Source organism: Romboutsia sp. Marseille-P6047 (assembly GCF_900604535.1).
Taxonomy (GTDB): domain Bacteria; phylum Bacillota; class Clostridia; order Peptostreptococcales; family Peptostreptococcaceae; genus Romboutsia_E.
In genome coordinates this window covers 69,639-95,887 of sequence record NZ_UWOT01000005.1, presented here as the reverse complement: position 1 = coordinate 95,887, position 26,249 = coordinate 69,639, and the positions used below count along the sequence as shown (strand labels likewise).

Below are 26,249 nucleotides of genomic sequence, written 5' to 3'. Positions count from 1 at the left end.
ACCTAAACACAATTTATAAATTTATTACAATTAGCTGTATTAATTAATATACAGTCTAATATATAATTTATTACACTATTACATACATAATTTGAAAATAATAAATCATTTTCGTATTCTGTTATTCCTTGATATTCTAGATATAATGAATCAAAGAATTCTTTAAATGTATTAGTTTTAATTTTATCTCCCTTAAACTTTAATAAATTAGTTTCTTTAGCAACCATAGCAAGTTCTTTCTCATAGTTAATATGTTTACTCATACTATGAGACATTTCCCAACGTCTACTATGAGGTACACAGAAAAAGTCACATAAAAAGTGACATATAACACCTAGTTCTTGATTAAATTTACTTATTGAAAAATATTTACTTATACAATCTAAGTCTAAAGTGCATAAGTAGTCTATTTTTTTTAATATCATATCAAGAGATTCTTCCATATAATGCTTTTGTAAAACATATTTAGATGATATGTCTGGTTTTATATTTCCATAAATAAAGTTTTTATCGCTTATAAAAAAAGATTTATTTTCATCTATATTTTCAATTAAAGACTTACCTATTAAAAGATGAGTATTTATAAACATTGCATCACCTCATTATCTTAATTAACGTATATAACTATATATTTAACTTTAATGAAAGATTTTATTATAAATTTGAAAAGCTTTCTACTAATTAAATAATAACAATAAGTAATATACGTTTCAATGAGTAAGAAATTCCAAATAAGTATATAATCCCTAATATCATTTTATTATAATCAAAATTTTAGTAAATTCAGTACTATGTATACTAAGTTTCGTGTATAAATTTAGAACATATAATTAAGATTTTATTTCTAACTATAATAAAAATATTATGATATAATTAGGAAGTATTTTACATCTAAAGGAGAAGACAATGAAAGAAAGAAACAACGGTTATATCTTTATAGCCATAGCCGGTATACTATGGTCAACAATAGGTTTATTTTCAAATAGCTTAATGGAAAGTGGATTAAATCCTAGTCAAGTTGCATTTGGAAGACTAACACTAGGATGTTTATTCTTAAGTTTATACTGCATGATAAGTAAACCACGATTATTAAAGATAAGTAAAAAAGGATTAATATATTCAATAGTAATAGGACTTATATGTCAGGCATTATTTAATTTATGTTATTTAAGTTCAATACAAAGTGTAGGAGTATCAGTAGCAGCGGTACTACTTTATACATCACCATTATTCTTAGCTATATTTTCAAAAGTAGTATTTAAAGAAAATATAAACAAACATAAAATAATATCATTAATACTATGTTTTATAGGAGCGATATTAGCAGTAACAGGTGGAAAATTAGATACAAGTAGCTTAAATCTAACAGGAGTTGGAATAGGAATACTATCAGCAATAGCATATGCACTAATGCCGATAATAAATAAGAATGCATTAAAAGAAAATGAAAGTATAACATTAGTATTATACTCATTCTTATTTGGAGCATTATTTATGTTACCAATATCAAATCCAAGTGAAGTAATAATAAAAATGGCAAACTCATCAATATTATTTAATATGTTATCATTAGGGCTTATGCCAGCTGCACTTGCATACATATTTTACATGATAGGCATATCAAAAGGAGTAGAACTATCAGTAGCAGGAGTAATAGCCTCAGTAGAATTAATATTTGCTCAATTAATAGGTTGGTTTATATTAAAAGAAGCATTCTCAATAATAAAACTATTAGGACTATTATTTATGATAGCATCAGCTATAGTAGCAATAAAAGGATCAGACTCAACAGACACAGATAGTGTATCTGAACCTACCAAAGAAGTATGCTAAAAAATATATTATGATATACCCAGGCGAAAAGTGTAAAATAAAAATTAGCTTCCATTTGTAGCGTAACTTTGCTGCATGGAAGCTAATTTTATTTTACACTTAGCCCGTATAGCGAGTATTTTTACTCTCCAGCATAATTTGATCCTTGGAAAGTACCTCTTCTTTTTAATTCAGCATCAATATCATTTAATACATGCCATTTTTTTAAACTCCATAAAGGACCTACAAGGTCTTCTCTTTTTCCATCACCAGTAAGCCTATGGACTATCATTTCCTCAGGCAAAACCTCAAGTTGGTCACAAACTAACTTAATATATTCTTCTTGAGTCATTAAATTTAACATACCATTGTTAAGCATTCTCTCCATAGGAGTATCCTTAATAACATGAAGTAGATGTATCTTTATACCATCAACGCCAAGTTTACCAACTGCTTTAGCCGTTTCCATCATCATATTATAATCTTCACCTGGAAGTCCATTTATAATATGAACAACTACTTTAATATTTTTAGCTTTTAACTTTTCAACACCTTCAAGGAATGTTTGATAATCATGACCTCTATTTATTAATTTAGACGTTGAATCATGGATAGTTTGAAGTCCAAGCTCAACCCAAAGATTTGTTCTTTCATTAAGCTCTCCTAAATATTCAACTACATCATCTGGAAGACAATCAGGTCTTGTAGATATAGATAAACCTATAACATCTTCTAAACCTAATATAGTCTCATATTTTTCTTTTAAAACTTCAAGTGGAGCATAAGTATTAGTAAATGCTTGGAAATAACCTATATATTTTGCTTTAGGCCATTTTTTTAGCATCATTTCTTTAATATCATAAAACTGTTTAATTAAATCATCCTTAGGATTTCCAGCAAAATCACCGGAACCTTCCTTACTACAGTAAGTACATCCACCATAAGTTACTTTTCCATCTATGTTAGGACATGTGAATCCAGCATTTATAGAGACTTTAAAAATTTTTTCTCCAAATGTATTTCTAAGATAATAGTTCCATGTATGGTATCTTTTATTGTCAAATGCATATTTAAATTTTGTCAATATTATCACCTTTTCTAATAGTTATTAATTGTAATTATATTATTGATATATTACCATAAAAAAATTATATATACAAATTAATAAAATTAAAAATACTAACACATTTATAGTCATATACATTAATTAGTTGATAGTAACTAATGATTTAGAGGGGGATGAATATGGATAAAGATCAAAACAATATAAATAATAGTCATAAAGATGAAGTTGAAAAATTAAATGAAGAAAAAGATGTTGTAGACGCGGAAGATATTACAATTAACTATGAAAATGAAGAAGTTAAACCTGAAGATGAAAAGTTTAATAAAGAAGGGTCAGAAGAAATAAAAGAAGAATTAGAGGAAGAATCTAAAAAAGAGGAAGTAAAAGAAAATAATGATTGTAAGCAGATGAAATTTAAATTTGATAAAAAATCAAAAATAATATCTGCAGCATGTGTAGGGGTAATTATAGTAGGCAGTATAATAGCAAGCAACGTTACATCTAAGTATAAAGCATTAGTATTTCCAGGAACAAAGTTATATGAAGTAAACATATCAAAACTAGATAAAGACAATTTAAATGAAAAAGTAAGTAATATAAAAAATGAAATAGGTAGTAATAAAATAAAAATAAAAGCTAAAAATGATACATATAATTTAGAATTTAAAGATTTAATAAAAACTTATAATGAAGATAAATTAGAAAATGAAGTTATGTCTTATGGGAAAGATGGAAATACACTTCAACAGTTTGGAATGATAATTATAGGTATAGCTAAAAATTATGAATTTGATATAAAAGTTAATGAAAATAAGTTAAATGAATTAGTAAATAAAATATATGATGAAAATAGTAAAGCACCAGAAGAACCTAAAATTTCTATAAATGGAGATGATATAGAGATAACAGAAGGTAAAAAAGGTAATGTTGTTGATAAAGAAAGCTTAGTAGCTACACTAAAAAATATGATAGAAAATTATGATGGTAATAATGAAGCTAAAAATATAGAAGTAAGTTATATAGAAGAAGATCCCAAAATAAGTGTAGATGATTTAAATAAAGTAAATACTAAAATATCTAGTTATTCAACTACATATGGAACTGGTGGAGGAAGAGGAAAGAATATAGAAGTTGCAACAAATAAAGTTGATGACTTATTATTAATGCCAGGTGAAGAATTTTCTTATGAAGCTACAGTAGGTCCAGTAGAAACTAGTAATGGATATACATATGCTCCAGTTATTTCAAATGGAACACTAACACAAGGCGTTGGTGGTGGAGTATGTCAAGTATCAACTACTATATATAATGCACAATTAAGAGCTGGTATATTACCTACGGAGAGAAGAAATCATTCAAAGGCAGTAAGTTATGTTCCAAGAGGTATGGATGCTACATTAGCATCAGGTAGTATAGATTATAAGTTTAAAAATACATACGATTACCCGCTTGTAATAAATACATATACATCTGGCGGAACTATTCATATAGAGTTTTGGTCAAATAAAGATGCAACTAATGGTTTAACATATGAAGCAGTTAGTTATGCTAGTGGAAATGTAGCTAACACTTATTTATATGGATACGATTCAAATAACAATAAAGTTTATGAAAAGCATGTAGATACAAGTGTTTATAGATAATAAAAAAGTATTACTGGATAAAAATATCAGTAATACTTTTTTTATTAAAATCTCAAATGGCACTATAAAATTTTTATAATTATGAAAATTTTAAATTTAATATCAACATCTAGTATGTTATAATTTATGTTAAATAAATTTATAATTTGTAATAATTTAATATTATTTATGATATTTTAATCTAAGGATTTCAAATAAAAATAAATATTTGAAGATTTATTGAATTAATAGAAATAAAAGGAGGGTATATGTATATAGAAAATAATGATATATTAACTTTTCTAGGATATAAAAATCAAAAACTAGATGATTCTATTTTAAATATGATAAATTCATGCAAAGAAGAGGCAATTAATCTTATAAATGAAAGATTTATATACGGAGTTTATGATATTGAAGAAGATAAAGATATAAGGCTACTTAATACTAACATAGTTTTAAGTGGAGAAAGTATAACTAGACATTTAAAAGACTGTAATAAGGTTATACTATTTGCATGTACCCTTGGAATTGATATAGAAAGAAAGATAAGATTATATGAAAAGATAGACCTAACAAAAAGTATAATACTAGATGCATGTGCTAGTATATTAGTTGAATCTCTTTGTGATGATATAGAGAAAATAATAAAAAAAGGTTTAAACAAAGAATATAGATATACTTTAAGGTTTAGTCCTGGATATGGAGATTTAGATATAAGTTCACAAAAGAAAGTTATAGGATTACTAGATGCTAATAGAAAAATAGGTTTAACTTGTAGTAGTAATTTTATACTTATGCCAAGAAAATCTGTTACTGCAATAATAGGTATATCAAATAATGATATTAAAAGTGAGTACGATATATGTGATAGTTGCCATGCAAGAGAAAATTGTATGTATAGAAATAATAATAAATGTGCAAATTATAATAAATAATGTTTAAGGGGTATGAATATGGATTTAAGAAAATATATAAAAGATAATATATTAATATTTGATGGAGCTATGGGAACTATGCTTCAAAGAGAGGGAATGATTGGCGGGGAGATACCTGAATTTTATAATATTGAAAAAAGAGATATTATAAAGAATATACATAAAAAATATTTAATGGCAGGAAGTAATGTAGTCACAACGAATACGTTTGGTGCAAATAGAATAAAGCTTGAGCATGAAAAATACAGCGTAGATGAAATTATAACATCTGCTATAAATATTGCAAAAGAATCCATAAAAGAAGTTAAAAAAAGTGCTAATATTTTTCTTGATATGGGACCATTAGGAGTTTTAATTGAGCCAATAGGAACTTTAAAATTTCAAGAGGCTTATGAAACATATAAAGAGATTGTACAAATTGGTCAAAGAGAAGGCGTAGATGGATTTATAATTGAAACTATAAGTGATTTATATGAAGCTAAAGCTGCTATACTTGCATGTAAAGAGTACAGTGATAAACCAATATTTTGTACAATGACATTTGATGAAAATAAAAGAACTTTAACAGGTTGTGATACACTTACGATGGTTACAGTTTTAGAAGCTTTAGGAGTTGATGCTCTAGGCGTTAATTGTTCACTAGGACCTAAGGAATTACAAATTGTTATAGATGAAATCTTATCTTATTCATCAATACCAGTTATTGTTCAACCTAATGCAGGTCTTCCTAAGATGAAAAGCGGAGAAACTTACTTTGACATAGATTCAAAAGAATTTACAAAAGAAGTAAAAACAATGATTGAAAAAGGTGTAAGAATAGTTGGAGGATGTTGTGGAACTGATGATAAGTTTATACAAGATTTATCTAAAGAAGTAGCTAATTTAAAACCGAAAACTATAACACTTAAAAATAATACTACAGTATCTAGTGGAAATAAAACTGTAATAATAGGTGAAAATAAAGTTTTAATAGGAGAAAGAATAAATCCAACTGGAAAGAAAAAATTAAAAGAAGCTTTGCAAAATGAAGACTATGACTATATATTAAAAGAAGCAATAAATCAAGTGGAAAGTGGATCTGATATATTAGATGTAAATGTAGGATTACCGGAAATAGATGAAAAAAATACAATGGTAAAAGCTATAAAATCTATTCAAGAAATTATAAATGTGCCACTTCAAATAGATAGTACCGATAATGAAGTTATAGAGGAGGCCTTATTTATATACAATGGAAAACCCATTATAAATTCTGTAAATGGAAAAAAGGAATCTATGAAAAAGATATTCCCTTTAGCTAAAAAGTATGGAGCAGCAGTAATTGGTCTTACTATTGATGAAGATGGAATAAAAAGTAAGGCGGAAGAGAGAGTAAAAATAGCGAAAAAAATTATTGATACAGCAAAAGAGTATGGAATAGATAAAAAAGATATACTAATAGATGTTCTAGCATTAACAGCATCAGCACAACAAAAAGAAGTGCTTGAAAGTGTTAAAGCAATTAAAATGATAAAAGAAGAACTTGGTGTATGCACAGTCCTTGGAGTAAGTAATGTTTCTTTTGGTCTTCCGAATAGAAGCTTATTAACATCTACATTTTTAATGATGTGCTTTACATGTGGACTTGATGCACCGATACTAAATACATTAGACAAAGATGTAGTAAAGTCAATAAAAGCATATAGAGTTTTAGTTAATGAAGATAAAGAAAGTAAAGAATATATAAATCACTGTATGAATTATACAAAATCAGAAGATATAAATTTTATTGAAAAAGAAAAATCAAAGCACTCTTTAATAGATATGATAAAAAAGGGCTTAAAAAATGAAGTAAAAGAAGAAACTAAAAGGCTTCTAAAAAATTATAAGCCTTTAGAAATAGTTGATAATTATATAATTAAATCATTAAATGAAGTTGGAGATGATTTTGAAAAAAATAAATTATTCTTACCTCAACTTATAATGAGCGCAGAAACTGTAAAAATTGCTTTTGATGAAATAAAAGAAAATTTAAATAAAAGTGGAGAAAAGTCTCATAATAAAGGCGAAATAATACTTGCTACAGTAAAAGGAGATATTCACGATATAGGTAAAAATATTGTGAAAGTTCTTTTAGAAAACTATGGATTTAAGATTTATGATTTAGGTAAAGACGTTGATATAGATGAAGTAATTAGAGTTGCCAAAGAAAAAAATATTAAACTCATAGGTCTTAGTGCTCTTATGACTACAACTGTAGTGAATATGAAATCAACTATAGATGCTCTTAGAGAAAATAACATTGATTGTAAGGTAATGGTTGGAGGTGCTGTACTAAATCAAGAGTATGCTAATATGATAGGTGCAGACTATTATGTAAGAGATGCTAGAGAAAGCGTAAAAGTAGCACAAGGTTTATTTTTAAATCAAGTTGATAACACTATACAAAAAACAATTAAATAAAAAATGATTGTACTTTAATAAAGTACAATCATTTTTTATTTAATCTATATACTAAATAATAGATCACCATAAGTTGGATATGGCCAATATTTATCACTAACTATAAATTCTAATTCATCAGCAACGGCTCTTACTTCTTGCATAGCAGGAATTATATTATCTTTATAATATTTTGCAGTACTTAAAGTTCCTTCATAATCTTTAGAATTTATAAGAAGATTATCCAAAGTATCTAATCTTTTTGATAAGCAGCTATTTAATGAAGAAAGTTTTGATACTAAATCAATTTCTAAGCTACAATCTATATCAGAAGAAAGAGATTTTTTTGATAAAGCAGTATCACTTAATTCTTTTATATACTCACAAACTGCTGGTATAACATCTTTTTTTATCATATCGCATAAAGTAAGTGCTTCTATATTTATTGTTTTAGAATATTCATCTAAAAGTATTTCATATCTAGACTCAATTTCTTCCTTAGTATATATACCATGTTTTTCGAATAATTTTATATTTTTATCTAATGTATAATAAGGAAGAGCATCAACTGTAGTTTTTAAGTTAAACAAACCTCTTTTATTGGCTTCTTCTACCCATTCATCAGAATAATTATTTCCATTAAATATTATATTTTTATGTTTTAAATAAGTATCTCTTATCAAATTATTTACATCACTTTCAAAGTCATCAGATTTTTCAAGCAAGTCAGCAAACTCACATAATGAATTACCTACTATTGTATTTAAAATAGTATTCGGACAAGCAATAGAAACTGTTGAACCTAACATACGGAATTCAAATTTATTTCCTGTAAATGCAAATGGTGAAGTTCTATTTCTATCAGTAGAATCTTTTTTAAATGAAGGTAGTACATCTACAGCAATTTCCATCTTAGCAGCAAGGGATTGATTATATTCAACATTATCTTCTATAGATTGTAAAACTGCCTCTAAATCAGAACCTAAGAACATAGAAACTATTGCAGGTGGAGCTTCATGTCCTCCTAAACGATGGTCATTTCCAGCACTTGAAACGGATATTCTAAGTAAATCTTGATATTCATCTACTGCCTTTATTACAGCTACTAAGAATAATAAAAATTGAGTATTATCTCTAGGATTCTTTCCTGGGCTTAATAAATTCTTACCAGTGTTAGTACATAAAGACCAGTTATTATGTTTACCACTACCATTAAGGCCAGCAAATGGTTTTTCATGTAAAAGACAAACTAGGCCATGTTTAATTGCGATAGTTTTCATTAAATCCATTACAAGTTGATTATGGTCACTTGCAACATTACTATTAGCAAATATTGGAGCTAATTCATGTTGAGCAGGAGCAACTTCATTATGTTCAGTTTTTGATAATACTCCTAATTTCCAAAGTTCCTCATCTAGTTCCTTCATAAATGCAGCAACTCTAGGCTTTATAGCTCCAAAGTAATGATCATTAAGTTCTTGACCTTTTGGAGATCTTGCACCTAATAAAGTTCTTCCACAAAATTGTAAATCTTCTCTTTTATCATAAAGCTTTTTATCTATTAAGAAATATTCTTGTTCTGGACCAACTGTAGTTGTTACTCTAGTTGTAGTAGTATCACCAAATAATTTTAGTATTCTTAAAGATTGTTTATTTATAACTTCCATAGATCTAAGTAAAGGAGTTTTCTTATCTAATACTTCCCCTAAATAAGAGCAAAATACAGTAGGTATACATAAAGTATTATCTCTTATAAATGCATAAGATGTAGGATCCCAAGCTGTATATCCTCTAGCTTCAAAGGTACTTCTAAGCCCTCCAGATGGAAAACTTGATGCATCAGGTTCACCTTTTATAAGTTCTTTTCCAGAAAACTCCATTATCACAGATCCATCAGATGTAGGAGAAATAAAACTATCATGTTTTTCAGCAGTTATGCCAGTCATAGGTTGGAACCAATGAGTAAAATGAGTAGCACCTTTTTCAATAGCCCAATCTTTCATAGAATTTGCAACTATATTTGCTATATTTATATCAAGAGTTGATCCATCATCTATTGTTTCTTTTAATTTTTTATAAACATCCTTAGGTAATCTTTCTTTCATTACCTTATCATTAAATACCATACTTCCGAATATATCTGGAATATTTATCATAATAAATTACCCCCAAATTATTATAGTAGTTAAATATAAGAGAACTTCTTTGTATCTTATATTTTATTTTTAAAATAAAAAAAGCGCAGTAGGTAATAACCTACAGCGCCTTTGCTGTTTTATTTATTATTTATAGTGTCATTGTATGAAAATAATTTTAGATTGTCAACATAAAAAAATATATCTATAAATAAATATTTTTTTATTATTGAAAATAATCGAAATAATCGGAATATATTGACACAAATATATATCTGCTTTACAATTATACATATTAAAATGAACAAAGGTGTTCATCATGAGGTAAAAGTCTGTATTTTTATCTTTTGATGAGCACCTTTTTATTATTTTTAGGAGGACGTTATGAGTTATAAAGAGAGTGAAGTAATGGAGTTTATTGAAGATAACGATGTTAAATTTATAAGACTTGCATTTTGCGATATTTTTGGAATGCAAAGAAATATATCTATAATGCCAAATGAGTTAGAAGATGCGATAAAATATGGAGTAAAATTTGATGCATCTTTTATGAGTGGATTTATGAATATAGAAGATAGTGACTTATATTTATATCCGGATCTAAAAACTTTATCAATACTTCCTTGGAGACCTCAACATGGAAGGGTTATAAGATTTTTTTGTGATATAAAGTATCCTGATGGTCGTCATTTTGAGGGTGATGGAAGACATATAATGAAGTCAGTAATAGATAAAGGACGTGATTTAGGTTATTTATTTAAAGTAGGTTCAGAGTGCGAGTTTTACCTATTTGAACTAGATGAAAATGGAAGCCCTACAAATATACCACAAGACTTTGCTAGTTACTGCGATATAGCACCATTGGATAAAGGTGAAAACATTAGAAGAGAAATATGCCTAATATTAGATGAGATGGGAATAGAGTTAAATAATTCACATCATGATCATGGGCCGGGACAAAATGTAATAAATTTTAAAATCTGTGGGCCACTAAGTGCTGCAGATAATATTATTAATTTTAAATCAGTTGTGAAAACAACAGCATCTACAAATGGATTATTTGCATCATTTATGCCAAAGCCACTTGCAAATGAAAGTGGAAGTGGATTACATCTTAATTTTATGATTTGCAAAAATGAATTAAATTTATTTGAAGATCCTAAAATGGTAGATAAAGAAACGGCTGATAAGTTTATTGCAGGAATATTGAATAGGTTAAAGGAGATAACTTTATTTCTAAATCCAATAACGAATTCATATAATAGATTTGGAAATTTTCAAGCACCTAAATTTATAACTTGGTCTAAAAGAAATTTATCACAACTTATAAAAGTTCATATAAGAGATGGTGAATATACAAATATTGAAGTTAGATCATCTGATTCATCTTGTAATCCATATATAGCATTAGCTCTAATAATAAGAGCTGGACTTGAAGGAATAGAAAATAATTTACAGCTTTGTGAAGCTTGTGATGTAAATTTAAATAAAATATTACAAAAAAATTTAAATGATATAGATGCATTGCCTAAAAATCTTTTTGAAGCTATAAATTTGTCAAAAAATAGCCGATTTATAAAAAGTATATTACCTGAAAATGTAATCAACACATATATAGAGACTAAGGAGTATGAGTGGAGAAAGTACGACGCAAGAACAGACAAAGAAAAGGTAGAAAGAGAATTATATTTCTTAAGTGTTTAAGGTATATCTTTTAAGAAATGGATGGTGTATATATGTCAAGTGCCTTAATTGTATCGAGTTCAGAAAAGGGGAAGAGTATTCTTTCTGAAATTATAAAAATGAGTGGATTTTCTAAGATAGAAACTGTAAGCAATGGAAGTGAAGTACGAAGAATTCTTATACAAAATAATTTTGATATAGTACTTATAAACGCACCATTAACTGACGAATTTGGGCATGATTTAGCTTTAAATATAACTGAAAATACATCATCAGGTGTAATACTTATGGTAAAAAGTAATATTGCAGATGAGATATCTGCAAAAGTTGAGGATTTTGGTGTATTTATTGTTGAAAAACCTTTAAATAAACAACTATTGTATCAAGCAATTAAGTTAATATCCACTTCAACAAAAAGAATAACAAAACTGAAGGAAGAAAACTTGAAACTAAAAAATAAAATAAGTGAAATTAGGTTAATAGATCGAGCAAAATGTATTTTAATACAATACTTAAATATGACAGAGCCTCAAGCACATAGATATATAGAAAAGCAAGCTATGGACAGAAGAATTACTAAAAAAGAAGTAGCTCAAAATATACTTAAAACTTATGAAAATTAAAATATAAAATATGGAGGAGTAAATAATGACAAAATTTATATTTGTAACAGGTGGAGTTGTATCTGGCTTAGGAAAAGGAATAACAGCAGCATCTTTAGGACGATTATTAAAAAATAGAGGACTTAAAATAGTTGCTCAAAAACTAGATCCTTATATCAACGTAGATCCAGGTACTATGAGTCCATATCAACATGGGGAAGTTTTTGTTACAGACGATGGAGCAGAAACTGATTTAGATTTAGGTCATTATGAAAGATTTATAGATGAGAATTTAAATAAATATTCAAACTTAACAACTGGAAAAGTATACTGGAATGTACTTATGAAAGAGAGAAATGGTGAGTATTTAGAGGAAACGGTACAGGTAATTCCCCACATAACTAATGAAATAAAAGATTTTGTATATTCCGTTGGAGAAAAAAGCAATGCAGATATTGCTATAGTTGAAATTGGGGGAACAACAGGTGATATAGAAAGTCAACCATTTTTAGAAGCGATAAGACAAATATATCAAGAAGTTGGAAGAAATAATTGTATATTTATACATGTTACATTAATACCTTATATAAGTAGTTCTGGTGAGTTTAAATCAAAGCCAACTCAACATTCAGTAAAAGAACTTCAATCCTTTGGAATAACACCACATATTATTGTGGCTAGATCTGATGAGGCAATTGATGAAAATACAAAACAAAAAATAGCACTATTTTGTAATGTGAAACCTGACTGTGTTATAGAAAATAATAATACAGATGTGCTTTACAAAGTGCCAATTATGTTAGAAGAAAATGGGTTATCGAAAGTTGTATGTAGAGAGTTAGGAATAAAATATGATGAGTGTAATTTAGCTGAATGGAACAATATGATAGATAGAATTGATAATAGAGAAAAGAGTATAAAGATATCTTTAGTTGGTAAATACACAAAATTACATGATGCATACTTATCTGTAGTAGAAGCTCTTAACCATGCAGGATATGAAAATAAATTAAATATAGAGATAAACTGGATTGATTCAGAATATGTTAATGATATTACAGTAGATGAGTTATTAAAGGATAGCGATGGTATATTAGTTCCTGGAGGATTTGGAGATAGAGGGATAGAAGGTATGATTAGAACTGCTAGATATGCTAGAGAAAATAATATACCATATTTGGGTATTTGCTTAGGTATGCAAATAGCAGTAATTGAGTTTGCAAGAAATGTATTAAAATTACATGAAGCGAATTCTAGTGAATTTGTATACTATGGTAAGTATCCTGTAATAGATTTAATGCATGATCAATATGGAAACCTACAAAAGGGAGGTACTATGAGATTGGGAGCATACCCTTGTAAAATAAAAGAAAATACTCAATTGTTCAAGTCATATAAAACTAGTGAAATATTAGAAAGACATAGACATAGATATGAGTTTAATAATAAGTATAGAGCGATTTTTGAAAATTCAGGAATGATTATATGCGGAACATCGCCAGATGATAAATTAGTAGAAGCTGTAGAGGTAGAAAATAATGATTTTTATGTAGGAGTTCAATACCATCCAGAGTTTAAGAGTAGACCAAATCGTGCAAATCCGATAATAAAACAATTTATAAAGGTATCTTTAGAGAATAAAGAAAGAAATATAGAAGTAGAACTTAATAGTTTATCATATCAAAATATATTTTAATTAATATAAAAAGTGATAGATAATTATACCTATCACTTTTAAACTTAATTTATCTTAGGCTATTACCTTTAGCAAATAAACTTAATCCTATCATTAGCACGATAAAAGACATAATAGAAGATATAAATCTAGATAAGAATAATGGAGACATAATCAAAGTTATTCCAAAGAAAATAACAATTACATTCCATAAACCAAATCTAAAGTAAGGATTGTTTTTATTAGTAATGAATTTTAATAATTGATTAACTAATAAATATGCACCTATTACGGATGAAATAAAACCTTGGATTTTAGTTGGAAATAAAAATAAAAGTACAACTAAAATTAATAAGATAGTTTGACTTTGTTTATAAGGTTTAAGTTCTTCTTTTGGAGTGTATCTAGATAGTTCATTAATATTTTTTAAATTTAAATATGCTATAAATAAAAGTGATAGTCCTAATATCCAAGATACTAATTTAATTCCAAATCCTTTAGATACTAAAGATAATGTACCTAAAATAATTAGTATTAGACCAAGTGCTATGAACTTAGTGGCATTTTCTCTTTTATTTAAACCATCTAAATTGATATTAAAAAATTGAAACATAAATTCACCTCATTATATATAATACAAATAAATATTTTATAACATTATAACATAAAATTATTATTTGTAAAAAGTAAGCATGATAGATTATGGACAAGAATATTAATTAATATAGAGCTTGTATTATAGAGTTTATTAATAATGAGGAGGTTTAATTTTGTCTAATTTAGGAGCAGTAATATTTGCAATATTAGCAGGTCTTTCTACCACATTAGAAGCATTTTTTAATGGAGAATTAGAAAAACATACAACAGCTATGACAGCTACGTTTATAAGTTTAGTTGTAGGAGCGGTATTTTTTTTAATAAGCATATTAATAACTGGAGATTTTAAAGATTTAATGAAATTAGAAAATATAAATCCAATATTATTATTAGGTGGTATATTTGGGGGATTAATAATTTACTTTACAGTAAGAGCAATACCATCTCTTGGTGTTTCAAATACATTGACCTTAATAGTAGTTTCACAAATTATATTAGGATTTGTAATAGATAGCATTATATTAGGTAAGAATACTACACATTTGTACAATTATATAGGAGCAGTATTATTATTCATAGGAGTATTTTTTATGTTAAACTAAACATATAAGGCTTATGCTAAATTTTTACAAATAAAATATATAAAGGAGATTTAATATGAACGATAAATTTGTAATGTCTTTTAGTGGTGGAAAAGATAGTATGCTAGCTTTACATAGAATGATTAAAAATGGGAATACTCCAGTTGCTCTTTTAACTACTGTAAAAAAAAATCAGGATTCATCTTGGACACACGGTATAAATAATAATTTTTTAAATAAAGTAAGTGAAAGTTTGGGTATAGAACTTATAACTGTAGAGTGTGAAGTTGAAGAATACGAAAAAGAATTTGAGAAAAAATTATTAGAAGCTAAACAAAAAGGTGCTAACGTTTGTGTTTATGGAGATATAGACATAGAGCATCATAAACAATGGGGAGTAGATAGATGTAATGTATCTAATATGAAAGCTGAATTTCCTTTATGGCAAGAAGATAGAGAGAAATTAGTTTATGAATTTATTGATAGTGGATATAAAGCAACAATAAAAAAAGTTAACTTAGATAACTTAGGTGAGCAATTTTTAGGGAAGGTATTAACTAAAGAGTTAATAGAGGAGATAAAAGCCACTGGATCTGATGCATGTGGGGAAAATGGAGAATACCATACATTTGTAAGTGATGGACCATTATTTAAAAATCCTATACAATTTAAAATTGATAAAATTACCTTAGATAAAAATTATGGTCATTTAGATATTATATAATGCAAAGACAATATTAAATAGGTTAAAACCTATTTAATATTGTCTTTTTTTACTTGAAAGCTATTTCTTTTCCCAAGCTATCATGACATAATCTTTTCCAGTTTCCTCTTTTACTAAATGTTCAGCTTTGTCAATAGCTGCTTTTTCAGATGAATTAAGATTAGCTAATTCAAAATGTCCATGATTACAATTACATCCTGAACTACAAGTCGATTTGTTTTCCATATTAAGTCCTCCTTAAGATGAATTAGTTATATTTTATGAATTAATAAGAAATATATAAGTAAATAAAATTTGAATTTTTAGAAATAATAAAAAGTTATTATAAAATTTGCTAGATATTTATTTTGTAATAATACGTATAAGTATCAAAACTAAATGCATATATAAATAAGGTAGGTAAAAATGTAAAATATAAATTTTGAAGAAAATTATCATATAACTATGATTTATAGAGGATATTACATCAACAGTAAAGAATATATATGGTGTATGTGTAACTTTGTAAATAAAATAATTATTAAATAATAGGAAATGCTATTGATATATACGATATATTTTTTTATAATTAGGTCAAGTCCACTAAAATTTTTTATAATTAATAGGCTTATTAGTTGTAAAAAGATAAGGGGGGAATACTTTTGATTACAAAAGTAAATGAAAGCTTAGAAAAAGCGTTTTGGGAATATGTATCGCATGAAGAGCGTATTAATTTATTCATAATAGGCGATGTTGAAAATTATGGATTAAATACAGAATTTCAAGAAGTTTGGTTTCAAATTTGCAACGAAAAGATTGCTGCTGTAATGCTAAGATATTACAAATCTTTAGTAATTTATAGTTATGAGAATGATTTTGATGTAGATGAAATGATAAGTCATATAAATACTTTGGATATAAAAGAGATTAGTGGGAAAAAATCGGTTATAGATAAATTATTAGACGGATATGAAGATTATAAAGAATTTAAAGAAACTTATTTTTGTAGCTTAAAAAGTTTAAATAATATAGAAACTTTAGTAGGTACAGAAAATAAGATTCAAAAAGCTGAAGTAAAAGATTTAGAAGAATTAAATAAATTCTTAAGTCAAATAGATGGAATGCATGCACCAGATTATATACCATCAAAGACTAAGCAATTAAATGAGAAGAATACAAGGATTTATTTTGTAAAAGATAATGATAAAATAATAAGCACAGTATCTACAGGAATAGAGACAAGCTTTTTAGCTATGATTTGTGGTGTAGGTACAGATATAAATTATAGAAATAAAGGGTTAGCTACATATATGGTATACACATTATCAAAAGAATTATTTAATGAAGGTAAAGTACCTTGTTTATTTTATAATAATGAGTACGCAGGCAGAATTTATAAAAAAATAGGATATGAAGTAGATGATAAGTGGAGCATTTTATTAAAATAATCACCAGGAGATTAAAATGGAAAAAATATATAGATTAAAGCAATATGGATTAAAAGCATTAAAAGAGACTGTTATAATAGTATTAGTAAGTTTAATTTTACTTTATTTAGGTTTAAAATTAGATAATTCTATAATTTTAGATTTACTAATTAACTTTAAAAATATAGTACTTATTGCAGGTATAGTTTTATTTGTAATTTGGTATTTTATTATATTAGGTGTTAACTATATATATGGAGAAATGGATATAAGATCAAAAAAAAATAAAAAGTAAATTAAAAGCGAGTATGTAAGTACTCGTTTTTTTAGTTAAATAAATGAAGTTGATGCAAATAGTAAAGTTGGATAAAGTACTTACCATTATAATATATTTGATAGATACACATAATAATACTGCAATTAAAAATATTTTATTGAAGGAGTACTATATGAAAAAGTCCTTTAAAACAAATTTAAAAATGTTTTTAATTATTTTTACTTTAATAGTATTATTTCCAAGTTGTATTCATTCAATGCAAAAAAAAGAAGAAATTCCTTCAGAAGTTATTATAGGAGGAGAACTTTTACAGATTAATATGGATACTCAAAAAGTTATGTATTATAAAAGAGATAACAAATTTAAAAATTTGGAAAACTTCGATTTAATATGTAAAATAGATAATAAAAAAATAAAAATAGAAATGATATTTTTAATTATATTATCTATAACAAAGCTAAAAATTATAAGGTTTTAATATTAAGAAATGGAAAGTATGAAAACATAATGTTAAGTAAAGAAGAACTTAATCCATCCTATTTTACAGAATACATTCCATTTTGCGCTACATTAACTTATATAGATCCAAAAGAAAATACATTTGGAGCTGTAGGACATAATATAAGAGTTAATGAACTAAATGATATAATTTCAAAACAAGGTAAGATATATTTATGTAATGTAGTAGAAATAAAAAAATCTAATAAATGTGAAATTGGTAGTATTTATGGAAAAATGAAAGACAAAAGTCAAGGTAATATATATAAAGTAAATGACTTTGGAGCAAAGGGAAAAATAACTTGTGATAATTTTAAAGATAAACAAATTTATAAGGTAGGTAAAGTTGAAGATGTTCAATTAGGACATGCAAGTTTAGTTATAAGTAATAGTACTGAAGAAAATAAAAAGTTTTATGATATTAATATAACTAAAATAAACAATCAAGATGAGCCAAGCACTCAAGGATTTGAATTTGAAGTAGTTGATAAAGATTTTATAAATTCATATGGTGGTATACTACAAGGTATGAGTGGCTCACCAATAATACAAAATGGAAAAATAATAGGTGCATTATCACATGTATTAGCTACAAATACAAAAGAAGGTGTTGGTTTATATATAGAGTGGATGATGGAAAAATAAATTCCATCATCTTATTTTTACCCATATAGGAGCAGTAATTGATATCTTATTATTTTGTTGTATTATTTTAGCATAATAAAATGCATCTTCTTTAGCCTTGATAGTAAAATCTAATTTAGCAAAATTAGAATTAAAGCTTTGTTTTTTTATAATTGATCCATTGTTACTTATAATTTGAATATCTTTAATAGTATCACTATTATCATTATCTATAGCACTAACAGAAAAATTTAATTTCGATGGTTTTTTTAGCGTAGAACCTAAGGGTGAATCATTTATTGTATAATCTATCTTTATGTTCTTATCTTCTGTTGCATATACTCTCATATGTCTTAATCCATCATATAAAGCATCCTTTGTTAAGTCAGTAGATAAAATAACTGTTCTAAACTCATTTGCTATACCAAAATCAACTTTGTGATTATCTTGATTACATGTAGGTGCAACGTGCCAACCTTTATCTAAAGCATATTGATACATATCATATGCTTTTATATTTTTATCCATAGATTTATTATATCCATTACCTATTTCTAATAAGCAAATTACTTTATCTGCAGCTTGTGAATATTTAAAGTCATTAAACTTACCAAACTTATCACATGGATGATTAAATTGTCCTATTAAATCTTCGTAGTTAGATATAATTTGGTAAAATCTATCTAAGTCTAAACTGGTATCATTAGAAGAAATAAATCCATCTGTATTTAATACATTAATATGTCCTTTTGGATTTTCATCATTCATATCATATGTCATTTCAAATCCAGATAATGCTATAAATTCACCATTACTTGAATACTTATCAGCACAAGTTATTAAGTTATTCCATTTTTTAGAAGGTGATGAATCATTTAAAGTACACATTAAGTCATTATCTAAATAATTAGAATGGTCTGTTATAGCAAAAAAATCTAAATTAGCTTTATATTTTGCTAAATAATAAGCATCTTCATAGGTACCATGGCCATCGCTATTTTCTGTATGAGCATGAAGTAAACCTCTATAGTGAGTATATACAGGAGTACCAACTGTAAAATACCATTCAAATTCTTTTTTATTATTAGATAAGTCACTTAATTCAATTTTTACTATTTGGTTACCTCTTTTAAATTTAGTTTTAGGCGTATAAGTAATCTTTTCATTTGTAATTGTACAATCACTTGTAACATCTTTATAATTTACAAAAAATTTTACTGATGATAAATTTATACCAGTATCATCTTTATAAGACACTGATATTGTAGGTTTTCCAACTATATATTGTTGGCATTTAGATGGATTTACTTTTTTTATAATCGGTGGAGTTAAATCATCTTTTATTTCATTTATAGCACTTACAGTATCATCATTACTTTCATGTATAAAGACTAACAATAAAAGTATTGGTACTATTAAAAATATTATCTTTTTCACATTCATTAAATCATCCCTTAATAACTAATTTTAAACTCTAAAAAATCAATAGAAGATTTATTTTTAAAGTAAGAATCTAATTTTATAGAAGTATCTAAAAATATATCTAAGCTATTATTGTATATATCTAAAAAAGAGCAGTTATGCTTTTTTAGGGTAATAGGATCTACCCATACAGAGTGATTTTCATTGAGTAAATCATTTACACAATGTGAATAGTTAGAATATATTTCATTATCTATAAAACTATTTTTTACAGTTGTGTTTTTTATATTTAAATAAATTTTAGAAAATAGGTTATATGATGTATTTAATTTTTTTTCTACTTTTTTAAATGTATAATATGATTTTTTTATATCGTCATAAGTGATTTTTTTATTATACACATAGCTTAGTAAATAACTATACATATCACAAATTACTAATAAATCATCATTACTAATATCAATATTTAAATAATCTTTAAAGTCATATGGTTTTAAGCTTTTAAATTTGAATAATATTAATTTATCAATATGAGTTTCAATACTTTTATGAAGAGCTACAGCACTTTTATATTTATATTTTTCCTTTAGCGTTTTTTGTAAACTATATATATATGGATGAGCGTATTCATCTAATATATAGTGAGATAAAAAACCGTATATATATGAGATACAAACGTTTTTAAAGTTTGTGTCATTAAATAAATGTTCTAAATTATTTTTACTATTACAATACATAACCATATTATTAAAAAAAATATTAGTATCTTTATTGTGAATAAGAGCACTTAATAGAGAAGTATTTTTTTTATTCAAAAAGGATAAATCATTATAATAATTAAAAAAATTAGAACCTTGGCTCCCTAAGTTATATACATTAATATTTTTTTTTATTATATTTTGTGTTTTTATATCTAAATTATTAAAACAATCATTAGCAAATAAATAGTGTGTAATAGCCCTTGGCATTTTTTTATCCTCCAATTCATAATTGTAATCATTATGATATGTAAATTTAAAAACCTATATACATTAGAACAAGCTTATGGATAATATAATTTATTAAGTAAATAAATAAAATCATCCTGGGAGGATATTTATGTTAGTGGATTCTATAAAAATAAATGTAAAAAAGAAAGATGCTATTAGAAAGATATTTAATAAAACACCTTTAATTAGTAAAGTAATACAATTTAATAATAAGGCTCAAGATATACATCTAGAATATATAGAGTTTAAAATTTTAAAGTATCAAATAACTAGCAAAAAGGGGAGTATGAATTTATTTAGAAATAGTTCTAAAAAGTTCGATGTAACCATGGTAGTAAATACATATAGCGGATATTCTGAGTCTGTAGATTCTATTCCAATTACAGTAAAAAGATATGTACCAAAAAGTTGTATAAAAAAATCTAAAGTTGATGACTACGAAATTATTGAAGAAGTGAAAAATCAAATTATAAAGTTTATGGAAAAAAAATATAAAAATGATATGTTAGATAATCTAAATATACAAAATATAAAGCTACTAGAAATAAAAAGTATATATAAACCATACTGGGTAGCAGAATATAAAGGAAAAAATATATTAGTAGATGCTTAAATTAAAAGTATAAGTAAAGATCTTAAATTATTGAAATATATTTATTTAAGACCTTTACTTTATATTTAATTTTTATTTGATTTAACTAAATAATCAAATGTTTCTAATCTATATCCTTCTTTTTCCCAGTGAGTAAGAACTTCATCAAGTATTTCGCTATTTGTTTTTGAATTAGGATGAAGTAAAACTATTGCACCTGGATGTGTTCTAGAATAGATTTTTTCTTTTGCAAACTCTGGAGTAGGTTGCTTATCATTATACCAATCTACATAAGCAAAGCTCCAAAATATTGAACTATAACCTAAGTCTTGTGTGTATTTTAAAGACTCTTCGCTAAATTTTCCCATTGGAGGTCTAAAGTATTTAGGCATATCCTTATTTGTAACATTCTTATAAGATTCTTCTACACTAATAACTTCATCTTTAAACTTATCAAAATCATGTATACTTGCCATAGAAGGATGATTTTTAGAATGATTGCAAACTAAATGTCCTTCTTTTTCCATACGTTTTATAAGGTCAGGATTAGTGTCAATATAAGTTCCAACTACGAAGAAATGGGCTTTAGCACTATGTTTCTTTAATACATCTAAGATTTTGCTTGTATAACCATTTTCATACCCTTCATCAAATGTTAAATATATTACCTTTTCATTATGGTCTCCTACATAATAAGAATCATATTTCTTAAAGAAACTAGCTTCTTGAGGTGGAGACGGTTGCTTTCCATCGTTACGAGGATTAAAATACCAATTATATTCAGTAGTACTAAGCCCAGGAGAATAAATTTGAGTTTTAAGCTTTTTGACTAGAGAAAAATTTGGTACAACTAACAATGTGAAAGCAATTAAAAAAGCACCTAATATATAATAATTTTTATAGCTTTTTTTATTCACAAAATCACCTCTAATTATAATAAATTTAACTTTATATAGTTTTTATAATTATGGTCGATTATATACCACAAATTAGAACAATATATCGCTATAAAATTTTGTCAATTAATATAAAATATTTAAAAATTATAAAATGTATAGTAAAGTAAATATTATATAAAACTAAGATAAACTTAGAAGTAAAGTAATATTGAAAGGACTTAAAATGGATGAAGTGGAGAATATAATAAAATTAAGAAATGATATTATTAGTGTGATAAATAATGTTATTTTTTTAGATATAGAAACAAGTGGATTAAATCCGAGTAAATCTGAAATATTAGAAATTGGAGCTGTGAAAATAAACAATAAAGAAATAACTACCTTTAGGTCTTTAATAAAAAATAAAAAAGAAATACCACTAGAGATATTTTCTTTATGTAGTGAATTAAAAAGAGAAGACTTTAATAATGCGATGGATTTAAATACGGTGAAAAAATATCTTATAGACTTTATTGAGGATAAAGTTATAGTATGTCATAATGCAGAATTTGAAAAAAGTTTCTTTAATTTTTATATACCGGAAATTAAAAATAAGATTATAGATTCTATGGAATTAGCAGCGATATTAGAGCCATATCATAAAGAATATAGTTTAGATTATCTAAAAAAGAGAATAACCAATGATAAAAGTGATGAAAAACATAGAGCATTAGATGATGCTATAGATACTATAAACGTTGTGAATGCACTTTTAATGAGACTTAATAAAAGTGAAATTAATAACGCAACACTAGAACCATTAAGTTTTAAAATAAATTCTTATTTAAATAAATTTGGATTATCAAGTTGGGACTGGAGTAGATTTATAGATGAAGGAAATTATGAAATAGATGAATATAACATAAAGTATGAAGATAATAAAAGCAACTTATCATATAGAGATAAAAAGAAGGAAAAGGAAATCTTTAATAAAATACATTCAAAGCATAGTCCATATGAAGACTTGCTTAAGGATGATAGCATTTGGGCAAGTAAAGAAGGATTTATATATGAGTTTAGACCAGGACAGTATGAACTTACAAAAACTATAAGAGAAACTTTTAGAGGAAACCATGGGTCAGCTAATATTGCATGTATAGAAGCACCAACAGGTATTGGAAAAAGTATTGGATATTTATTACCAGCAATTTTAGAAGCTAGATTAAGAAATCAAAGAATAATAGTATCTACAGATACTAAGGAACTACAAACTCAGCTTATAAACAAAGATATTCCTAATATACTTAATTCTCTAGAGTTAAATAATAAAGTAAGTTATGGATATATAAAAGGAAAAAATAACTATATATGTGTGGAGAAGCTAGAATCATATAAATATGATTATAAGTCTGATGATTTAAATAAATTAGAAGTATTAGGAATTATATATCTAGAGAGATTAGTAGAAAATGGAGATTATGGAGATATAGAAGAAATAAATTATTGGATCTTAAATCATTTTACTGGAATAATGAATCATATTATAAGCTCAAGTTGTGATCCTAACTTATGTAGACCTAAAAAATGTATTAAAAATTGTTTATATAAAAAAAGAGTTGAAGAATTAAAAGAAGAAGACATAACAGTAATAAATCACTCACTACTTGCTAAATGGCCATATAAAGAAGAAAAGCCAATTGAAAATTTAATAGTAGATGAGGCACATAATTTAACTGAAAAAGGATATGATTTTTTCTCTAGTATAGTAGATTCTAGGGCTTTTTTATATTTTTTACAGGAAATATATCCTTATGAAAATATATATAATAGTCCATTTTCATATAATAAAAAGCTTAAAAAAGTTAAGATGTTTGATAAATTTTATAATCATATAAGATTAGATAGAACTATTAAAGATAAAATAAGTACAAATATAAACTTAATAGTAGAAGAAATTCAATCACTACTTATTTATGGAGAAACTAGCGAGTATAGTAATTTAAGTATGTATAATTTAAGATGGGAGTTAAATCTACAATCAAATGAAGTTGCTGGAAAGATAAAAAAGAATGGAGAGTATGCAAGTATTACATATAATCCATATAGTGAAAGAATAAAGATTAGCTGTGAAACTATATTAAGAAATATTACATCAATATTAGTAGCTATTGATAGAAATATGGAAGATGATAGTTGTGATAAAGAATCTGATGTATATAAATTTGGTAAGTCAAGGTTTAAGGATATGGAAGATATAAGAAATACTATTCAAGCCTTTTTAGAATATAGCGAAGATGATAATTTTGCGAGAATAGTAGATATAGATAAAAACTTTAAGTATTTTGAAATTAGAGTAGTTCCATTAAATATAGCAGACTTATTTGAAGAAAATATACTAAGTTCTTTATCTACAGGAATATTTTTATCAGCTACATTAAGTGTAGGAAATAAGATGGATTACTTTAAAAGAACGTTAGGAATAAATAGAGTTAATAATTTAGAAAAAGTAATAGAACCTATTTATGATTATAAAAGGAGGCTATCTTTAATTAGTGTAAATGATATTTGTAGTTATAAAAATAATTCATTTATAGATGAAATAAGTATGATTATAAGTGATATTTGTGATATAACTAATGGGCATACTTTATGTCTATTTAATAGTAAGGACAGGCAGACTAAGACTTATGAGGTTTTAAAGAATTACTTACATGAAAAAGATATAGAAATTTATAGTGACAAAAAAGGTATAAATGTACTTAAAGATATAAATAAAAAATGTGTAGTATTAGGTTCTAAAGGCTGTTTTGAAGGTGTAGATGTTCCGGGAGATGGACTTATATGTGCTACGTTGGATAAAATACCAAACTTAAACCCCAAAGATCCTTTGTATTCAACTATAATGCATAAATACAATATACCTTATCACAGAATAAACTATCCTCAGCTAGCTATAAAAATAAAGCAAGCTTTAGGACGTATATTAAGGAGTAAATATGATTATGGTTGCTTTGTTATACTTAATAGTGGAAGTAATAAAACTACTTTAAGGATGCTTGAAAAAGATTTACATGGATGTAGAATTATTAGTATGAATAGAAGTAATATGTATAAGAATATGGAAGCTCATTTTAAAAGATGCAGAGATGAAATTATAAAATCTGCCATTATGGATATTTCAAAAAGTTTAAAAAGTATACAAATTAAAGATATGAAAAAAGCTGAAAATTATATAAATGAAGAAATAAAAAAACGAACTTTGAGTAGTAGAGTACGTTATATGGGTGATTTACAAAAAACTTTTAAAATAAAGTATTTTAATATAAATTATTTAATAAATAAAGATAAGATACTTTAATGATTAAATAATAAAAATTAAACTTTTTTAAAAAATGAAGAAAAATTATATATAACTTTCAATATATGTAGGAAATGTATTATACATATAAATCTTTTATATTAAAATAAATCTCTTGTAAAGTAGTATTTAACAGGGGTTTATTATTTTTTTTATCATAAGTATAAAATTTAAAATTTTCTAATAATAAAAGTTGATTTGGAAAATAACTAAAATTAATAAATAAAGTATTATTGTTGAAATTTATAGAAAATTTTAAAAATAAAGTTGACAATTATTTTTAGGTTGATATAATTAGTATATAAAAATTAATTTATTTATTAAAAATAAGAACTTATTATTAGGGAGG

General features: G+C 25.7%; 23 protein-coding genes. 15 read left to right on the top strand and 8 right to left on the bottom strand.

Translation table 11 applies throughout. The features are described from left to right. Positions 1–2: 2 nt before the first annotated feature. The gene (locus EIH23_RS06760; protein WP_122639465.1) at positions 3–590 is read right to left on the bottom strand and encodes a zinc dependent phospholipase C family protein; all 588 of its coding nucleotides are present in this window, start codon (positions 588–590) and stop codon (positions 3–5) included. Positions 591–906: 316 nt separating this feature from the next. Here EIH23_RS06760 and EIH23_RS06755 point away from each other — a divergent pair, with 316 nt between their 5' ends. Further along, positions 907–1,833, top strand: a complete 927-nt coding sequence (locus tag EIH23_RS06755; protein ID WP_122639464.1) for a DMT family transporter — start codon at positions 907–909, stop codon at positions 1,831–1,833. Between the two features lie 121 nt (positions 1,834–1,954). Here EIH23_RS06755 and EIH23_RS06750 read toward each other — a convergent pair whose 3' ends face one another. Further along, a complete protein-coding gene (locus tag EIH23_RS06750) occupies positions 1,955–2,896 on the bottom strand; it encodes a TIGR01212 family radical SAM protein (protein WP_122639463.1) in 942 nt (313 codons plus the stop codon). A gap of 161 nt (positions 2,897–3,057) precedes the next feature. On the opposite strand from EIH23_RS06750, the gene EIH23_RS06745 reads away from it, so the two are divergent. From EIH23_RS06745 to EIH23_RS06735, 3 genes are all read left to right on the top strand, one after another. Next, positions 3,058–4,521 carry a VanW family protein gene (locus tag EIH23_RS06745; protein WP_164489008.1) on the top strand — a complete coding sequence of 488 codons (1,464 nt, stop codon included), beginning with the start codon at positions 3,058–3,060 and terminating at the stop codon, positions 4,519–4,521. 248 nt (positions 4,522–4,769) lie between these two features. Beyond that, complete coding sequence (locus tag EIH23_RS06740) at positions 4,770–5,438, top strand: vitamin B12 dependent-methionine synthase activation domain-containing protein (protein WP_122639461.1); 669 nt, start codon at positions 4,770–4,772, stop codon at positions 5,436–5,438. 18 nt (positions 5,439–5,456) lie between these two features. Then, on the top strand, positions 5,457–7,880 hold the full coding sequence (locus EIH23_RS06735) for a homocysteine S-methyltransferase family protein (protein WP_122639460.1): 2,424 nt from the start codon (positions 5,457–5,459) through the stop codon (positions 7,878–7,880). Between the two features lie 44 nt (positions 7,881–7,924). Here the strand turns inward: EIH23_RS06735 and EIH23_RS06730 are convergent, their stop codons facing one another. Beyond that, positions 7,925–10,015, bottom strand: a complete 2,091-nt coding sequence (locus EIH23_RS06730; RefSeq protein WP_122639459.1) for a glutamine synthetase III family protein — start codon at positions 10,013–10,015, stop codon at positions 7,925–7,927. A gap of 363 nt (positions 10,016–10,378) precedes the next feature. On the opposite strand from EIH23_RS06730, the gene EIH23_RS06725 reads away from it, so the two are divergent. The 3 genes from EIH23_RS06725 to EIH23_RS06715 are packed head-to-tail and all read left to right on the top strand — an operon-like array spanning position 10,379 to position 13,975. After that, positions 10,379–11,698, top strand: a complete 1,320-nt coding sequence (locus EIH23_RS06725; protein ID WP_122639458.1) for a glutamine synthetase family protein — start codon at positions 10,379–10,381, stop codon at positions 11,696–11,698. 32 nt (positions 11,699–11,730) lie between these two features. Then, positions 11,731–12,300 carry an ANTAR domain-containing response regulator gene (locus EIH23_RS06720; protein WP_122639457.1) on the top strand — a complete coding sequence of 190 codons (570 nt, stop codon included), beginning with the start codon at positions 11,731–11,733 and terminating at the stop codon, positions 12,298–12,300. A gap of 25 nt (positions 12,301–12,325) precedes the next feature. Next, a complete protein-coding gene (locus tag EIH23_RS06715; RefSeq protein WP_122639456.1) occupies positions 12,326–13,975 on the top strand; it encodes a CTP synthase in 1,650 nt (549 codons plus the stop codon). Positions 13,976–14,024: 49 nt separating this feature from the next. On the opposite strand, the gene EIH23_RS06710 is transcribed toward EIH23_RS06715, so the two are convergent. After that, positions 14,025–14,567 carry a DUF308 domain-containing protein gene (locus EIH23_RS06710; protein ID WP_122639455.1) on the bottom strand — a complete coding sequence of 181 codons (543 nt, stop codon included), beginning with the start codon at positions 14,565–14,567 and terminating at the stop codon, positions 14,025–14,027. Positions 14,568–14,724: 157 nt separating this feature from the next. Between EIH23_RS06710 and EIH23_RS06705 the strand changes: the two genes are divergently transcribed. Together EIH23_RS06705 and EIH23_RS06700 are read left to right on the top strand one after the other, a co-directional pair. Then, the gene (locus EIH23_RS06705; protein ID WP_122639454.1) at positions 14,725–15,153 is read left to right on the top strand and encodes a DMT family transporter; all 429 of its coding nucleotides are present in this window, start codon (positions 14,725–14,727) and stop codon (positions 15,151–15,153) included. A gap of 55 nt (positions 15,154–15,208) precedes the next feature. Beyond that, entirely contained in the window at positions 15,209–15,856 is a 648-nt protein-coding gene (locus EIH23_RS06700) for a diphthine--ammonia ligase (protein ID WP_122639453.1), read from the top strand. A 60-nt stretch (positions 15,857–15,916) separates the two neighbouring features. On the opposite strand, the gene EIH23_RS16240 is transcribed toward EIH23_RS06700, so the two are convergent. Next, positions 15,917–16,081, bottom strand: a complete 165-nt coding sequence (locus EIH23_RS16240; protein WP_164489006.1) for a hypothetical protein — start codon at positions 16,079–16,081, stop codon at positions 15,917–15,919. Positions 16,082–16,497: 416 nt separating this feature from the next. On the opposite strand from EIH23_RS16240, the gene EIH23_RS06695 reads away from it, so the two are divergent. The 4 genes from EIH23_RS06695 to EIH23_RS06680 all read left to right on the top strand — a co-directional run bounded on the left by EIH23_RS06695 (position 16,498) and on the right by EIH23_RS06680 (position 18,682). Continuing rightward, positions 16,498–17,283: a GNAT family N-acetyltransferase gene (locus EIH23_RS06695; protein ID WP_122639452.1), complete on the top strand. Its 786-nt coding sequence runs from the start codon at positions 16,498–16,500 to the stop codon at positions 17,281–17,283. A gap of 16 nt (positions 17,284–17,299) precedes the next feature. Then, positions 17,300–17,557 (top strand): hypothetical protein, encoded by a 258-nt coding sequence (locus EIH23_RS06690; RefSeq protein ID WP_122639451.1) that lies wholly within the window; start codon positions 17,300–17,302, stop codon positions 17,555–17,557. Positions 17,558–17,711: 154 nt separating this feature from the next. After that, positions 17,712–18,017 (top strand): hypothetical protein, encoded by a 306-nt coding sequence (locus EIH23_RS06685; protein ID WP_122639450.1) that lies wholly within the window; start codon positions 17,712–17,714, stop codon positions 18,015–18,017. A gap of 29 nt (positions 18,018–18,046) precedes the next feature. Then, positions 18,047–18,682: a SpoIVB peptidase S55 domain-containing protein gene (locus tag EIH23_RS06680; RefSeq protein WP_122639449.1), complete on the top strand. Its 636-nt coding sequence runs from the start codon at positions 18,047–18,049 to the stop codon at positions 18,680–18,682. Between the two features lie 6 nt (positions 18,683–18,688). Here the strand turns inward: EIH23_RS06680 and EIH23_RS06675 are convergent, their stop codons facing one another. Both EIH23_RS06675 and EIH23_RS06670 read right to left on the bottom strand, forming a co-directional pair. Continuing rightward, positions 18,689–20,104, bottom strand: coding sequence for a CehA/McbA family metallohydrolase (locus EIH23_RS06675; protein WP_122639448.1), 1,416 nt, complete (start codon positions 20,102–20,104; stop codon positions 18,689–18,691). 11 nt (positions 20,105–20,115) lie between these two features. Next, positions 20,116–21,051 (bottom strand): zinc dependent phospholipase C family protein, encoded by a 936-nt coding sequence (locus EIH23_RS06670; RefSeq protein WP_122639447.1) that lies wholly within the window; start codon positions 21,049–21,051, stop codon positions 20,116–20,118. A 130-nt stretch (positions 21,052–21,181) separates the two neighbouring features. Between EIH23_RS06670 and EIH23_RS06665 the strand changes: the two genes are divergently transcribed. After that, a complete protein-coding gene (locus tag EIH23_RS06665) occupies positions 21,182–21,685 on the top strand; it encodes a hypothetical protein (RefSeq protein WP_122639446.1) in 504 nt (167 codons plus the stop codon). 65 nt (positions 21,686–21,750) lie between these two features. On the opposite strand, the gene pdaA is transcribed toward EIH23_RS06665, so the two are convergent. Continuing rightward, positions 21,751–22,581: a delta-lactam-biosynthetic de-N-acetylase gene (pdaA, locus tag EIH23_RS06660; protein ID WP_122639445.1), complete on the bottom strand. Its 831-nt coding sequence runs from the start codon at positions 22,579–22,581 to the stop codon at positions 21,751–21,753. Positions 22,582–22,771: 190 nt separating this feature from the next. Between pdaA and EIH23_RS06655 the strand changes: the two genes are divergently transcribed. Next, entirely contained in the window at positions 22,772–25,900 is a 3,129-nt protein-coding gene (locus EIH23_RS06655) for a helicase C-terminal domain-containing protein (protein WP_243113341.1), read from the top strand. Positions 25,901–26,249: the final 349 nt, after the last annotated feature.